A 12,942-nucleotide genomic window follows, 5' to 3' on the forward strand; every position below is an offset into this window, starting at 1 on the left:
TAATAAAATGAAAATAGAAATTTTAGGGGTAGGTTGCCCAAAGTGTAAGCAATTAACCGCAAATGCAGAAAGCGCACTTAAGGAGCTTGGTATTTGCGTGGATATTGCCAAGATTACCGATATCGGTAAGATCACCGAATATGGGGTGATGATGACGCCGGCATTAGCAATTGACGGCACGGTGGTTTCGGCGGGTAAGGTATTAAGTAAGGATGAGATTAAAAAGATTCTCTCAAAATAGGAAAGGATAAAAATGTCAGCTAAAAATTGTATGTGTCAGGAAACAGGATTGTTGGTTTTTCCTTGTTCAGGCAGCTCGGATGTAGGAGAATTGTCTGATCGGGTTGGCAGAGCGATTGCCAAGTGCGGCCAGGCAAAGATGTTTTGTCTTGCCGGTATTGGGGCACATATTTCCGGGATGATTGAATCTGCCAAGGCAGCCAAGAAAATTATCTCTATTGATGGCTGCCCGGTTTCATGCGCCAAGAAGACGCTTGAGCATGCCGGCTTTAAAATCGAAGCATATAATCTCAAAGATTTGGGGTTTGAGAAAGGTAAGACCAAAGTCGATGAAAATTCTATTAAAAGTGCGACATCAAAAATAACAGGAGGAAAAATTGAAGAAACTATTACTCGTTCTTCTGGCGGTTGTTGTACTAAGTAGCGTTGGCATAATTTTTTCACCTCTAGCTCAAGCAGTAGAGAATGTGAATGGTGCGCATGTGGTTGTTTATTATTTCCATGGACAGATGCGGTGTCCGACCTGCCACAAGTTGGAGCAGTATTCAAAGGAAGTAATAGAAACTAACTTTAAGGATGCGCTTGCGTCCGGAAAACTGGAGTTTAAGGTTGTTAATGTGGAGGATAAAGGCAATGAGCATTATGGGAAGGACTATCAGCTTTACACTAAATCTCTTATTCTGTCCTTAGTCAAAGATGGGAAGGAAGTAAAGTGGACTAATATGGATAAGATTTGGGAGTATGTTAGTAATAAGCCGAGATTTATTGATTATGTAAAGAGCGGGGTTACCGATTTATTAAGGGAAGCTAAATGACAGAGATGTTTATAAGCCTTGCGTCAGCTTTGTGGTTGGGAATTTTAACTTCCATTAGTCCGTGCCCTTTAGCCAGTAACGTGGCTGCCATTTCGTTTCTCTCTAAGAAAATAGCGCATCCGGCGCTGGTGTTTATTTCAGGTTTGGCGTATACGCTTGGGCGGATGGTTTCTTATGCTGTCCTGGGATGGATTATTATTAATTCACTATTAAGTGTTCCTCAAGTTGCCCAGTTCTTGCAGAAGTATATGGGTAAAGCTTTAGGGCCGCTGTTAATCTTTACCGGCCTCGTGCTGCTTGAGATAATACCACTTCGTCTTCCCGGGCTGTTGCTATCGCAAAAGCATCATAATAAGCTTGTAGAATCCGGCGCTCCGGGTGCCTTTTTGCTTGGTTTTATTTTTGCTCTGGCATTTTGCCCTATTTCTGCTGCGTTATACTTCGGGAGTTTTATTCCTTTAGCGATTAACAGTGAAAGCGGTATCGCACTGCCATTCATTTACGGAATTGGAACAGGTTTGCCGGTTTTTGCATTTGCTGTTGCCATTGCCTTAGGCGTGACATCATTGAGTCATTGGTTTAATAAAATCACAAGGCTCGAATACTATACCCGAAAGATTACCGGGATCATATTTATCCTTGTTGGCCTGTACTATGCAGGAATATATATTCTGAGGTTATTTTAAGGTGTGCGATTGGAAATAAACAAGAGCAAACAGTATGAAATTATTGTTTTTCCGAATCAAGATGAGGGTTTAAAAGCCCAGGGAATCTTGATTTCTAAAGGGTTAGATTTTAAGCATATTTCTACTTTGGCAGTAGTTGTTACTGAAGAACACAAAGAGACGGCGTGTTTGACTATTATTGATGGGGATGTGCTGATTAGCGGGTGCTATCCGTTTTTATATCGTGATTATGAAGAAGATTATTTTAAAAAAGCGCAAGAATATAAGGCGCTGGAATCAGACGATGAATTTCTAAAGAGTATCACGTTGTGCTATGTGGCTCCCTGCATGGCCGATGAAAAGAAAATCCGGCTCATCGGATACCTTGACCGGGATATTACGGAAATCTTGCCGTATATTAATGCTGTTATTAAGGGCGCTTCATATAACAAGAACGCTTCCACATTGACCTACGCCAAAGAACGTCAAATGATTAATCTTTATAATATTAAGATTACCGTTGCCAAGGCAGGCGATATTATTGATGCCTGGGTCGTTTTAGATGAAGTTAAGAAGTTGATTAACGACACGTATCGTAGACGCGATAGCATCAAGCCTAATTACGAAGAAAAAGTTAAAGTAACGGCGCTTCAAATCTATGGTTGGCTTCCTAAAACTAATTGTAAGGCATGCAGGGAAGCGACATGCCTTGCTTTTGCGTGCAGGCTTTTATTGGGAGAACAGAAACTTTCAAACTGTACACCACTGTCAACGGAACCAAAATTTTCCGAGAATAATAAAATTATGCAGGAGATGGCAGAAGCATTAGGTGTTTAAAGATAGTGAAAGAAAGGATAAAAACATGGAGAGAGCTGTTCATGAAGAAAGGCATCTAGGAGTATTTGAGAAATATCTCACGCTTTGGGTTTTTGTATGTATTGGATTAGGTGTATTGACCGGTAAAGTTGCTCCGCAGGCGGCCAAGTTGCTTGATGGTATGGCGATTTATGTAAATGGAGCCCCGGTAGTTTCAATTCCGATCGCGATCTGTTTATTTTTCATGATGTATCCCATAATGGTCAAGATTGATTTTGCCGAAGTCATCAAAGCCGGGAAATCCCCAAAACCGGTATGGCTTACACTTTTCGTGAATTGGGCAATCAAGCCTTTTACGATGTATGCCATAGCTTATATTTTTCTGGGAATTTTGTTTAAAGGGTTTATTGGTGTAGAGGCGATGGATTTTGTTAAGCTTCCTCCCGGGGCTGACTGGTTGTTGGGTTCCATCCATGGTTCAGGAACAGTGGTCATGCATGAAGGTTTAAAGGTTCTTCAGGTGCCGCTGTGGCGTAGTTATTTCGCGGGTTGTATTCTGCTGGGGATTGCTCCCTGTACCGCCATGGTTTTAGTTTGGGGTTTTTTGGCTAAAGGCAATGATGGTCATACCTTGGTGATGGTGGCGATTAATTCACTAACTATGCTTTTGCTTTACGGAGTTTTAGGCGGGTTTCTTTTGGGTGTTGGAAGGATGCCGGTTCCCTGGCAGGCGTTATTATTATCGATCGTTATTTATGTGGCATTGCCTCTTATCACAGGATACTTTTCGCGGAAGTTGATTGTAGCGCTAAAAGGTATAGAATGGTTTAATAAGAAATTTTTACATGTATTGAGCCCGGTTTCAATTATTGCGCTCTTGTTTACGCTTGTGCTTTTGTTTTCCTTTAAAGGGGAGATTATCCTTGGGCAGCCGTTAACTATCCTTTGGATAGCGGTTCCGCTTTTTATCCAGACTTGTTTAATATTTATAGTCACCTATTGGCTGGCTAAAAAGTTAAAATTAAAATATGAGGATGCGGCTCCTTCAGCGATGGTGGGGGCAAGTAATCATTTTGAGGTGGCGATTGCTACCGCAACCATGCTATTTGGTATTTCTTCAGGGGTAGCGCTGGCGACCGTGGTCGGGGTATTGATTGAAGTGCCGGTAATGCTGATGTTAGTCAAGTTTTGCTTGCGGACACGCAGTTGGTTTACGCGTTAGCGATATTCACAACCTTGCTTTAACAGGAGAAAACATGATGGACAAAAAACGGGTTTTATTTATTTGTGTGCATAATTCGGCAAGGTCTCAAATGGCCGAGTCCTTTTTAAAAGAGATGGCGGGGTATAAGTTTGAGGTTGAAAGTGCTGGCCTTGAGCCGGGCAAGCTAAATCCCGTAGTTGTCGAGGTCATGAGAGAGGTAGGTATAGACATTTCGCAGAATAAGACCAAGAGCGTTTTTGATTTCTATAAACAGGGCAAACAATATGATTACGTCATTACTGTCTGCGACGAATCGCAGTCAGGCGCATGTCCTGTGTTTCCTGGTAAGGGCGAGCGGCTTCATTGGGGATTTGATGATCCTTCTGGGTTTCAGGGAACATGGGAGGAGAAGCTAGAGAAAATAAGGCAAGTGCGAGATAAGATAAAACAAAAAATTATCGAATGGCTTAAATGAATGATCCATGTGGGAGTCATACAGAGACATCATCCGGAGCTATCCTAGAATTCCCCTCTTTGAAGAAAGGCGTTTGATTCTCAAAGCTCAAAAAGGTTCAAAGAAGAGTAAAGATGAGCTTGTCCTTAGCCACGTTAGTTTTTTAATCTTTAGAATCCATAAAATCGCATTTCCTTCGTTGGTTCGGTCCTTTGGAGAGGATCTACTAGCAGAAGCTATCCTTATCGTTTATAAGAAGATCGAAAGCTATGACCTTAATTACTGTGATAAGCATGGCAATCCTAATCCAGTTAAATTTACTTCTTACATTTGGAAGCGAATCGATGGGTTCATAATCGATGCTTTAAAGAAAGAGCTCAGCGAGTCAAATTATTACGATAGATACAGCGGATACGTCCTTAAAAATGGGGATTTATCGTTTATGTCCGGGTCAATAGAGTCGGACAATTTTATCTCTTGATTTATCAGAGAGTTACGAAATTCCGAGCCAAAAAAGACCGGACAAAACGGACATATTGGCGAGGAAATGCCTTCTCTAAACCTAGAATATTCTTGATATATTGAGGTATCGCGCCTATAATTAGTCTAATAAATTAAGAGAGGTTTCCCCTCAGGTAATACGAGAGTGACGCCATTTCTAAATGGAAGTAGCATATTAGGAGAAAAGGGAAGAATGATGGAGAATAAAAGGTTAGTTGGTAAAAATATCTTAGTTACCTTAATAAGCAAAATTTTAATTGTGATTTTGATTTTCAGTATTGTTCTAATTGGAGAATTGTGGATTTGTAACAAACCAATCTTTGCCGAGAATCAGGGAGTAACAATAACTACCGACAAAACAGAATATAGTCAGGGAGATACAGTGACAATAATAGGGAGAAATGGCCTAGATAAATCAATATGGGGTTTTAATTCTTGCGGTGGTAGGCCGTTTTGGGGTCTTCAGAAATTAACCGATGGAACATGGAAAAATCTGGATTTATGTCTCCCATTAAAGAATAAAAAAGACTGGGAATGTATCATGGTGCTTTGCGAGAGGTCAGAACCCCGAGAGCTAAAATCAAAATTAGAGATTAAGGATGAGTGGCACATTACATTTTTTTGCGACTTTATTAACGAAAAAGGCATTTTATTGGATAAACCTAAAGAAAGAATAATTAAAAAAGGCATTTATAGATTGGTATTATCTTACGTATTTGATGAAGATAGTATTGATAGGGAAATTATCTATTCTAACGAATTTAAGATTAAATAAAAATTATCCTTGATGGTTATCGGGAAAATAGGGATAGCGGCCATTTCATATCTCATCACCCCAGTAATCAGCGAGGAATTACCTTTCTAAAGTCGCAGTATTGGGCATATATCAAGGTAATTTCTATATATAAGTGTTATTTGGAAGCAGAGAGGTTTCCCTTCGGCTCACAGGAGAGGGACCCCCCCATATCTTCGTTTACCGTTTCGGCGAGGGTTTCTCTGCCAGAATTATTTGTTATTTAGGTTGTCAATAAAAATAGTTGACATCGTTCTCAAATATGATACAATTGTTCTCAAAAGGAGAACAATATGCTGCAAAGCTTAATAGCTTCAAAAACTCGTCAAACTCTTCTTAAGGCATTCTTTGAGGCGCCTGAGATAGAGTATTATACCCGCCAATTAGCTAGTAAATACCATATGTCTGTTGGGACGCTTCATAGGGAACTGCAAAAACTGAGTACCTCTGGGATACTTAAATCACGTAAAATCGGTAACATAAAGCTGTTTTCCTTAAATAAACAAAATTCTATTTATGAAGAAATTAAAAACATTATTTCTAAAACGCAAGGGGTAATAAGGTTTATAAAAGATGCCTTATTTGGCATAAAAAGCATTAAAGTTGCTTTTATATACGGTTCTCTTGCTAAAGGAGATGAGCGGCAAGACAGCGATGTAGATATATTTTTGATAGGGGATAGTATAGATGATAATGAATTGGTGATAAAAATTAGCAGTCTGGAAAAGAAATTATTTAAAGAAGTTAATTATACATGTTATACAGAAAATGAATACAAAAAGGAAAAAAAGAAAAAGAATTCGTTTGTTTTAGAAGTAATAAAGGGCAAAAAGATATTTATCAAAGGAGATGAAGGTGACCTCTGATAGCTTTTTGAATGAGTATATAGAAAAAAATTTATAAAACCGGAAAAGATAGGCCTTGATCAGATTGAAAAATTCGATTATATGAGGAAAAATCGTAATAATTTTATCTATGAACCTTGGAAAATCAATATTTCCATGACTGACGCAAAAAGTGCTTTAAAATTAGCTCAGGAATTTGTCAAGATTATTAAAGACGAAATTCAGCGAGAACATCCGCAGATTAATTTTAAATTTTAAGTTTTGTTTTTTGCCACTTAAAAATTGCGGCGGTTTTTTGAAAAGATAACGCTAGGCGAGGCGCGGGGCATTATAGATGTTTCATTAAGCACCTTGGCCTATTGGATATAGCCAAGTGTCCTGCATTCTGCAGGAAGATCAGCTTTACTCCCCGGGGGGTACAAATAGTTCTCTTTGGGTTTTATGGAAAATTTTCTTAAAAGGAGAGAGGCCATGTTCAAACAATTCATTGCTGGTAGTTGCTACTCTTATATTTTAAGTTCAAATGAAGAAGCATTAGTTATCGATCCGCATATCAGCCTGTTGGATGAATACAGCGAATATTTAAAGAAAAATAGGCTTATGCTGAAGCTTATCATAGACACGCACACACATGCCGACCATTTTTCTTTAGCATCCGTATTAAAGAAGAAATTTGGTGCGCAGGTATTGATGCATGAAAAAGCAATTTCTAGCGTTGCGGATAGGCGCTTAAAGGATAATGAGCAAGTCGCCATAGGCTCCAGTAGCTTTAAAGTCATATATACTCCTGGTCATACAGATGATGCCGTTAGTTTATACGGCGAAAATAAATTATTTTCCGCAGATGCCCTCTTAATCGGCAGTGTCGGCCGTACGGATTTTCAGAATGGTTCTCCTGAGTCTATGTTTGATACATTAAAAAAGCTTAAAGCTTTTCCGGGAGAGACGGTAATTTTTCCCGGCCATGACTATCATGAAAAACGTTCGTCTACATTAGCTAAAGAGAAAGGAGAAAATCCTTTTTTAAAAGAAGAGGATAAAGAGGCATTTGTTAAAAACATGCGTTCAAAGGTTATTCCCAAGCCTTTTAATATAGACAATATTATCCGCGTAAACCAGAAAGGCCAAGTCGCGGCATTAGAGATGATTGAGCCTAGGGATGCCCTGGTAATTATAGAGAAAGATCCTCAGGCCAAATTACTGGATGTACGTTCTGCCTTGGAATTCAGTGAAGTGCATATTAAAGATTCAATTAATATCCCCATAGATATGCTTTCTGCTAAAATCAATGACCTAAGTCAATCTATGCAAAGCTATATTGTCCTTTGCCGCACCGGTAATCGTTCCCCTATGGCTGCGGATATGTTAATACAGTCTGGTATTCATGGCGTTAAGGTAATGCAAGGCGGTATGACGCGTTGGCAGAAGGAAAGGTTACCTGTTATCAAAGGTGAGGGCGGCATATCACTAGAACGCCAGGTCCGGCTTATTGCCGGAAGTTTAGTGTTATTGGGGATACTTTTATCATGGATTGTGCATTGGGTGTTTATTTTTATCCCGGTATTTGTCAGCTGCGGCCTTATTTTTTCCGGCTTGACTGATAACTGCATAATGGGTATGCTGTTAATGAAATTGCCTTATAACAAAAAATTATATAAAATAAAACTTGGCGGTGGAACATGTGCCATGGGATAATAAAATAATGCTTTCCTAAAAAGTGTTATATAATGCCTAGTAAGAGATTGAGAAAGGTTATGCCGTTAGCATGAGATTGTGCCGTGATAAACATGAATAAAAAAATAGCTATAATAGGAGCGGGAGTGGGAGGGTTGGCTGCTGCTGCCCGGTTAGCCAAACAGGGATATTCTGTTGAGGTTTTTGAGAAGCTGGGTGAATGCGGCGGCAGGAACCATTTGCTTGAAGACAAGGGCTTTAAGTTTGACATGGGGCCTTCGTTTGTGCTTATGCCGGATTTTTTCGAGGAGGTTTTTTCTTACTGCCGGGAGGATATAAAAGAATATTTGGATCTAAGAGCGATAGATCCTGGTTATACGATCTTTTTTCCTGACGGAGATTCACTTACGGTTTATAAGGATAGCGCAAGGACCAAAAATGAGCTTGAGAAGATAGAGCCGGGAAGCAGTATTGGTTTTGACGGTTTTATGCGGGAAACCGCCAAGATCTACCGAACAGTCAGGCCTCTGCTTTACGATTGTTTTACCACTAAGGCGGTATTTAACCCCCGTTATTGGGGGCTGCTGGGAAAAATCCGGGCTTTTGATTCTTACTGGCAACTGGCAAAAAAGTTCTTTAAGAGCGAGAAACTTTGTTATGCCTTTACCTTCGAGGCGATGTTTATGGGCGTTTCCCCATTTAATGCCCCGGCATTTTATAGCATAATCAGTTATGCTGACCACGTACAGAAAATATTTCATCCTATGGGCAGTATGTATCAGATTCCTCTGGCTTTGGAAAAGATGGCGAAAAAATTCGGAGCCCGGTTTCAGTACAATTCAGAGGTGAAGAAAATCAAGCCCAGTGGCGGGGAACTTATTTTGGAATTAGACGGCCGGGAAGAGGCTTTTGATAAAGTGGTGGTGAATGCCGATTACGCTTACGCGCAGAGCGAGCTTTTAGGAAGGCGTATATCCAATTATAAGTACTCTTGTTCGGTTTATCTTATCTATCTGGGATTAAAGCAAAAGGTAAGTGGGTTCGCTCACCATAATTTATTTTTTTCCAACGACCTTAAGAAAAACCTAAGCCAAATATTTAAAGAAAAGGCAATGCCTGATAATCCCTCTTTTTACGTGCATGTGCCGACAGTGACAGATTCCTCTTTGGCGCCTGTAGGCAAAGAGATATTTTACATATTGGTTCCGGTAGCGAACCTGGAAAAGAACAAAGAAGATATTTCTAGGTATGAAGAGATGTTGCGCAAAATTACTTTTGACAAAATTAGCGAAAAATTAGGCAGCAGGATTGAGGATTTGATTGAGGTGGAACATAGATTCTACCCTAAGGATTTTATCGGCCGTTATAATATCAAATACGGCGCTACTTTTGGCCTGGCGCATAATTTGATGCAAAGCGCTTTTTTTAGGCCCCCCAATTTTGACCATAAGATTAAAAATCTTTATTTTGTAGGAGCCAGCACCCAGCCGGGAGGAGGGCTACCCGTAGTAATTGCCGGTTCCCGGATTGTTGCTGATTTGATTACAGGCAAGGCGAAATAGGAAGGTTGTTTAAGGTTGCCTTTTTTATGTAGGCAATGATTTCTTTTGTGGTATCATCAGGGGTCGATGCCCCAGCAGTAATCCCCACCGAATTTACCCCTTTAAACCAGGCAGGCTTTATATCTTTTTTTGATCGGACCCAATAGCTCCTATCGTTTAGCGATTTTGAGATTTCGTAAAGCCTTTTAGTATTAGCGCTGGTCTTTGAACCGATAATAATCATAACGTCATTTTCCAAAGGCATATTTTTCATCTCTTGCTGTTTTAAACGCGTCGGGAGGCAGATAGTATTAAATAATTTTAATTCTTTGATATGCGGTTTTAATAGATCAAAAATTTTCATTACCTTTTCAATATTCTGCGTAGACTGAACTACAAGAGTAGCCTTTTTTATTTTTTTGATCTTTTTCAAATGTACGCTTTGCAGGCTATCGATTAGTATTGGTTTCTTTTTCAGCTGCCCTATGATTCCGATTACCTCGTCATGGTTTTTATCTCCGATTAATATAACCGTCTGTCCATGGCTCTGGGCATTATGGGCGATTTTATGGATTTCCTTTACCATGGGGCAAGTAGCATCGACAATTTTGTATCCGAGCTTACGGGCTTGTTCGATAATATTAAGGCCGGCTCCGTGGGCGCGGATTAAAAAGATTTTATTTTTTCCGCAGCCGAGCCCCTGAGTTTTTTTTAAGCCCGCCTTTTCCAGCCTTTTAGCCACCTCTTCGTTATGCACAATATTGCCGAGCATATAGACGTTCTTATTACCGGCGAGTGTTTTATAGGCGATGTCAATCGCCCTTTTTACGCCAAAACAGAAACCTGCTGATTTAGCCAGATTTATTTTCATAGATACTTTCCTTTAAATATTATCTTTGAGACAGCGATTATTTTTTTCGGGGTGCTTACGCAGGCACGTTTGGTAAAGACATCAAAATCATTTTTTTCTATGGAGTTTAGTATTCCGGAGTAGATGTCAGCCATAGCGCAGGCCACAAAACGGGAATTTAGGTCAGCAAGCATCTTTATCCCTTGTTTGGCTTTTTCGTAATATTCTCTTGAGCGGGCTATTTGGAATTTCATCAATGCTTTAAAATTCTCATTTATTTGTGAACGAAAGATATCGCTTTCTGATACTTGAAAGCGCTGCATTTCATCTTCAGGGAGGTAGATCCTGTTTCGATTAAAATCTTCTTTGATGTCGCGCAGGATATTAGTTAATTGCATGGCTACGCCCAAACTTATGGCATAATCTGCTGCCTTTGGGTTTGTGTAGCCGAATATCTCTAACATGATTAGCCCCACTACGCCGGCTGCCTTGTAACAGTAATCATATAATTCCTCAAAGTTTTTGTAGCGGTTCTTATATAAATCCATATACATGCCTTCTATGAGGGCGTCAAAATATTTTTTTTGGACATGGTATTTGTTTATAGATTGCTGAAAGGCTAATAAGAGAGGATCGGCAGGGGGCGCGTTTTTGTAGACAGAATCAATTTTTTGTTGAAGTATAGCTAGGCTGCCTAAGGTTGAAGGATCTCGTTTACCATCTACAGCTTCATCGCTGATGCGGCATATTGCATATACCGCATATGCGGCGGATCTTTTTTCTTTTTTTAGGAATCGGGAAGAAAAATAGAATGTTTTGGCATGTTGTTTGGTGATCGCCTCTGCTAATAGCAAACCTTCCATGATTATATTCTACAATAAATAATCTAAAATCAAAACCAAATTTTACCTTTGAAAAACACAATATTTGCAATACAATATATGTGTTATGTCAGAATATATGGTAGTTTTAATTTTGTCCATAGTAGTGCCTTTTCTGTTAAGTTTTTGGCCCGGACTTAAATTTTACCGCAATATCCGTTCCCTTTTTATCAGCGTATTTCTCATAGTTATTATCTTCGGCAGTTGGGATATATTCGCAACATATAGAGGCCACTGGTACTTTAATCCAAGAGGCGTCTGGGGTTTTAGGGTTATTAACCTTCCGCTGGAAGAGGTATTGTTTTTTGTGGTTATACCTTTTTGTTGTATTTTTACTTGGGAAGCGATTAAGTATCTTGGGGGAAGATTTAAATGAAAGAGTATACTATCTTAGGTATAGCCGCGGTTTTATTGACTGTCTACTTAGATAAGGCCAGCCATATTAACCTGCTTAAGAAAAAGGGGTACTATGTATTTATCCTGGTAATTCTATTTTTTAAAATGTTGGTGAACGGTTATTTAACCGGCAAGCAAATTGTAATGTATCGGCCGCAATTTTTTTTGGGATTAAGGATAGGGAGTATTCCTCTGGAAGATTTTTTATTTGGCTTTAGCATGGTAACCATGACCATAATTTTCTGGGAGTATTTTAAAAAGAGGCAGGCATGTTAAAAAGATCAATATTATTTTTCGTTGCATTTTCTTTTTTAGGGATAAATTTATCTTACGGTTTAGATTGGAAAGAGTTGCATGAAAAAGCAGATAATATGATTTTATCGGATATCTTAGCCGATGTTAAGGCAAGGCCTGATTCTATAAATGATTTATATGTTCTGGGTTTGGTCTATTTGAATTTACATAAGGATAAAGAAGCAGGAGAGGCTTTTAATAAAGTTTTAACTTTAGACCCTAGGGCAATCGAGGCAAAATGGGGAAAGGCTGAAGTCCTGCGCCGGCGGCATCAGCCGCAGAAAAGCGAAGAGCTGTTAAGCGGGGTATTAAAACAGAATCCCGATTTCCCCCCGGCCTCTATAACCCTGGCTTATATAAGATACACCCAGATGAATTTTAAAGCAGCGGTCAGATTGGCTATAACGGTATTGAGACAGGGAGAAAAAAATGTTGACCGGGGCAATCAGGTGCGTGCCCATTTGATATACGGAGGTACAAAGGGTATGATCGCGCACTACGGAGGCCCTCTCTCAAAGATCATCAATGGCACAGCGGTATTACCGAGCTTAAAGGCGGCGGAGAGATTACAGCCTGAATCAGCGGAGGTCAAATTTGGCTTGGGTAGTTTTTATCTTTTGGCGCCTGCTTTAGCCGGGGGAAATTTGGAAAAGGCAGAAGCTTATCTCAAAAAAGCAGTTGAAAATGATCCGCTATTTGCTGATGCTTATGTAAGATTGGGTCAGCTTTATAAAGTTAAGGGTGATGACGTAAGATATAATAAATATTTAAATAAAGCGCTGGAGATTGATCCTCAGAACGAATTAGCACTGGATATCAAAAGTGGCACATGTAAATTTATTTGTTTTAATAAAGGCATAGAATCAAATTAGTTGTAAGTTTACCGGTCGCTGTTCGATGTAAAAGTATAACCGATTACGGAATAGGAAAGGCCCCCAAGCAATATCGTTCTCTGGTGGTAACTATTTTTGGG

The 12,942-nt window shown here is 39.6% G+C and carries 18 protein-coding genes; 16 read left to right on the forward strand and 2 right to left on the reverse strand.

The genetic code is table 11. The features are described from left to right. Nucleotides 1–7 precede the first annotated feature (7 nt). The 13 genes from PHC29_01470 to crtI all read left to right on the forward strand — a co-directional run bounded on the left by PHC29_01470 (nucleotide 8) and on the right by crtI (nucleotide 9,569). The gene (locus PHC29_01470; GenBank protein MDD5108167.1) at nucleotides 8–241 is read left to right on the forward strand and encodes a thioredoxin family protein; all 234 of its coding nucleotides are present in this window, start codon (nucleotides 8–10) and stop codon (nucleotides 239–241) included. A gap of 12 nt (nucleotides 242–253) precedes the next feature. Continuing rightward, nucleotides 254–664: a putative zinc-binding protein gene (locus PHC29_01475; GenBank protein ID MDD5108168.1), complete on the forward strand. Its 411-nt coding sequence runs from the start codon at nucleotides 254–256 to the stop codon at nucleotides 662–664. Beyond that, the gene (locus PHC29_01480; protein ID MDD5108169.1) at nucleotides 618–1,055 is read left to right on the forward strand and encodes a nitrophenyl compound nitroreductase subunit ArsF family protein; all 438 of its coding nucleotides are present in this window, start codon (nucleotides 618–620) and stop codon (nucleotides 1,053–1,055) included. The genes PHC29_01475 and PHC29_01480 overlap by 47 nt, the downstream gene beginning before the upstream one ends. Further along, nucleotides 1,052–1,741: an aromatic aminobenezylarsenical efflux permease ArsG family transporter gene (locus PHC29_01485; GenBank protein ID MDD5108170.1), complete on the forward strand. Its 690-nt coding sequence runs from the start codon at nucleotides 1,052–1,054 to the stop codon at nucleotides 1,739–1,741. Before PHC29_01480 ends, PHC29_01485 begins: the two co-directional genes overlap by 4 nt. Before the next feature lie 9 nt (nucleotides 1,742–1,750). Further along, the gene (locus PHC29_01490; GenBank protein ID MDD5108171.1) at nucleotides 1,751–2,557 is read left to right on the forward strand and encodes a (Fe-S)-binding protein; all 807 of its coding nucleotides are present in this window, start codon (nucleotides 1,751–1,753) and stop codon (nucleotides 2,555–2,557) included. Between the two features lie 25 nt (nucleotides 2,558–2,582). Continuing rightward, entirely contained in the window at nucleotides 2,583–3,758 is a 1,176-nt protein-coding gene (gene arsB / locus PHC29_01495) for an ACR3 family arsenite efflux transporter (GenBank protein ID MDD5108172.1), read from the forward strand. A gap of 34 nt (nucleotides 3,759–3,792) precedes the next feature. Then, nucleotides 3,793–4,215 carry an arsenate reductase ArsC gene (locus PHC29_01500; GenBank protein MDD5108173.1) on the forward strand — a complete coding sequence of 141 codons (423 nt, stop codon included), beginning with the start codon at nucleotides 3,793–3,795 and terminating at the stop codon, nucleotides 4,213–4,215. A 73-nt stretch (nucleotides 4,216–4,288) separates the two neighbouring features. After that, nucleotides 4,289–4,675 carry a hypothetical protein gene (locus PHC29_01505; protein ID MDD5108174.1) on the forward strand — a complete coding sequence of 129 codons (387 nt, stop codon included), beginning with the start codon at nucleotides 4,289–4,291 and terminating at the stop codon, nucleotides 4,673–4,675. Nucleotides 4,676–4,888: 213 nt separating this feature from the next. Next, nucleotides 4,889–5,470, forward strand: coding sequence for a hypothetical protein (locus PHC29_01510; protein ID MDD5108175.1), 582 nt, complete (start codon nucleotides 4,889–4,891; stop codon nucleotides 5,468–5,470). 311 nt (nucleotides 5,471–5,781) lie between these two features. After that, entirely contained in the window at nucleotides 5,782–6,354 is a 573-nt protein-coding gene (locus tag PHC29_01515) for a nucleotidyltransferase domain-containing protein (protein ID MDD5108176.1), read from the forward strand. A gap of 81 nt (nucleotides 6,355–6,435) precedes the next feature. Continuing rightward, complete coding sequence (locus PHC29_01520) at nucleotides 6,436–6,591, forward strand: hypothetical protein (protein ID MDD5108177.1); 156 nt, start codon at nucleotides 6,436–6,438, stop codon at nucleotides 6,589–6,591. A 213-nt stretch (nucleotides 6,592–6,804) separates the two neighbouring features. Further along, a complete protein-coding gene (locus tag PHC29_01525; GenBank protein ID MDD5108178.1) occupies nucleotides 6,805–8,028 on the forward strand; it encodes an MBL fold metallo-hydrolase in 1,224 nt (407 codons plus the stop codon). Between the two features lie 92 nt (nucleotides 8,029–8,120). After that, nucleotides 8,121–9,569 carry a phytoene desaturase family protein gene (gene crtI / locus PHC29_01530; GenBank protein ID MDD5108179.1) on the forward strand — a complete coding sequence of 483 codons (1,449 nt, stop codon included), beginning with the start codon at nucleotides 8,121–8,123 and terminating at the stop codon, nucleotides 9,567–9,569. On the opposite strand, the gene ispH is transcribed toward crtI, so the two are convergent. Together ispH and PHC29_01540 are read right to left on the reverse strand one after the other, a co-directional pair. Next, nucleotides 9,550–10,419, reverse strand: coding sequence for a 4-hydroxy-3-methylbut-2-enyl diphosphate reductase (gene ispH / locus PHC29_01535; protein MDD5108180.1), 870 nt, complete (start codon nucleotides 10,417–10,419; stop codon nucleotides 9,550–9,552). The genes crtI and ispH overlap by 20 nt on opposite strands. Further along, nucleotides 10,416–11,261, reverse strand: coding sequence for a phytoene/squalene synthase family protein (locus PHC29_01540; GenBank protein MDD5108181.1), 846 nt, complete (start codon nucleotides 11,259–11,261; stop codon nucleotides 10,416–10,418). The genes ispH and PHC29_01540 overlap by 4 nt, the downstream gene beginning before the upstream one ends. Nucleotides 11,262–11,346: 85 nt before the next feature. Here PHC29_01540 and PHC29_01545 point away from each other — a divergent pair, with 85 nt between their 5' ends. From PHC29_01545 to PHC29_01555, 3 genes are read left to right on the forward strand one after another with little or no spacing between them, the layout of a single operon-like run. After that, complete coding sequence (locus PHC29_01545; GenBank protein ID MDD5108182.1) at nucleotides 11,347–11,655, forward strand: lycopene cyclase domain-containing protein; 309 nt, start codon at nucleotides 11,347–11,349, stop codon at nucleotides 11,653–11,655. Next, the gene (locus tag PHC29_01550) at nucleotides 11,652–11,951 is read left to right on the forward strand and encodes a lycopene cyclase domain-containing protein (protein ID MDD5108183.1); all 300 of its coding nucleotides are present in this window, start codon (nucleotides 11,652–11,654) and stop codon (nucleotides 11,949–11,951) included. The genes PHC29_01545 and PHC29_01550 overlap by 4 nt, the downstream gene beginning before the upstream one ends. Further along, complete coding sequence (locus PHC29_01555; GenBank protein ID MDD5108184.1) at nucleotides 11,945–12,841, forward strand: tetratricopeptide repeat protein; 897 nt, start codon at nucleotides 11,945–11,947, stop codon at nucleotides 12,839–12,841. The genes PHC29_01550 and PHC29_01555 overlap by 7 nt, the downstream gene beginning before the upstream one ends. Nucleotides 12,842–12,942 lie beyond the last annotated feature (101 nt).

It is taken from the genome of Candidatus Omnitrophota bacterium, from assembly GCA_028712255.1.
In the GTDB taxonomy this organism is placed as follows: domain Bacteria; phylum Omnitrophota; class Gorgyraeia; order Gygaellales; family Profunditerraquicolaceae; genus UBA6249.

Coding starts and splice junctions, on each gene's coding strand:
- PHC29_01550 (MDD5108183.1), top strand. CDS start 11,652: ATGAAAGAGTATACTATCTTAGGTATAGCCGCGGTTTTATTGACTGTC.
- PHC29_01510 (MDD5108175.1), top strand. CDS start 4,889: ATGATGGAGAATAAAAGGTTAGTTGGTAAAAATATCTTAGTTACCTTA.
- PHC29_01520 (MDD5108177.1), top strand. CDS start 6,436: ATGAGGAAAAATCGTAATAATTTTATCTATGAACCTTGGAAAATCAAT.
- PHC29_01540 (MDD5108181.1), bottom strand. CDS start 11,261: ATGGAAGGTTTGCTATTAGCAGAGGCGATCACCAAACAACATGCCAAA.
- PHC29_01545 (MDD5108182.1), top strand. CDS start 11,347: ATGTCAGAATATATGGTAGTTTTAATTTTGTCCATAGTAGTGCCTTTT.
- PHC29_01525 (MDD5108178.1), top strand. CDS start 6,805: ATGTTCAAACAATTCATTGCTGGTAGTTGCTACTCTTATATTTTAAGT.
- PHC29_01470 (MDD5108167.1), top strand. CDS start 8: ATGAAAATAGAAATTTTAGGGGTAGGTTGCCCAAAGTGTAAGCAATTA.
- PHC29_01475 (MDD5108168.1), top strand. CDS start 254: ATGTCAGCTAAAAATTGTATGTGTCAGGAAACAGGATTGTTGGTTTTT.
- crtI (MDD5108179.1), top strand. CDS start 8,121: ATGAATAAAAAAATAGCTATAATAGGAGCGGGAGTGGGAGGGTTGGCT.
- PHC29_01515 (MDD5108176.1), top strand. CDS start 5,782: ATGCTGCAAAGCTTAATAGCTTCAAAAACTCGTCAAACTCTTCTTAAG.
- PHC29_01500 (MDD5108173.1), top strand. CDS start 3,793: ATGATGGACAAAAAACGGGTTTTATTTATTTGTGTGCATAATTCGGCA.
- PHC29_01485 (MDD5108170.1), top strand. CDS start 1,052: ATGACAGAGATGTTTATAAGCCTTGCGTCAGCTTTGTGGTTGGGAATT.
- PHC29_01555 (MDD5108184.1), top strand. CDS start 11,945: ATGTTAAAAAGATCAATATTATTTTTCGTTGCATTTTCTTTTTTAGGG.
- ispH (MDD5108180.1), bottom strand. CDS start 10,419: ATGAAAATAAATCTGGCTAAATCAGCAGGTTTCTGTTTTGGCGTAAAA.
- arsB (MDD5108172.1), top strand. CDS start 2,583: ATGGAGAGAGCTGTTCATGAAGAAAGGCATCTAGGAGTATTTGAGAAA.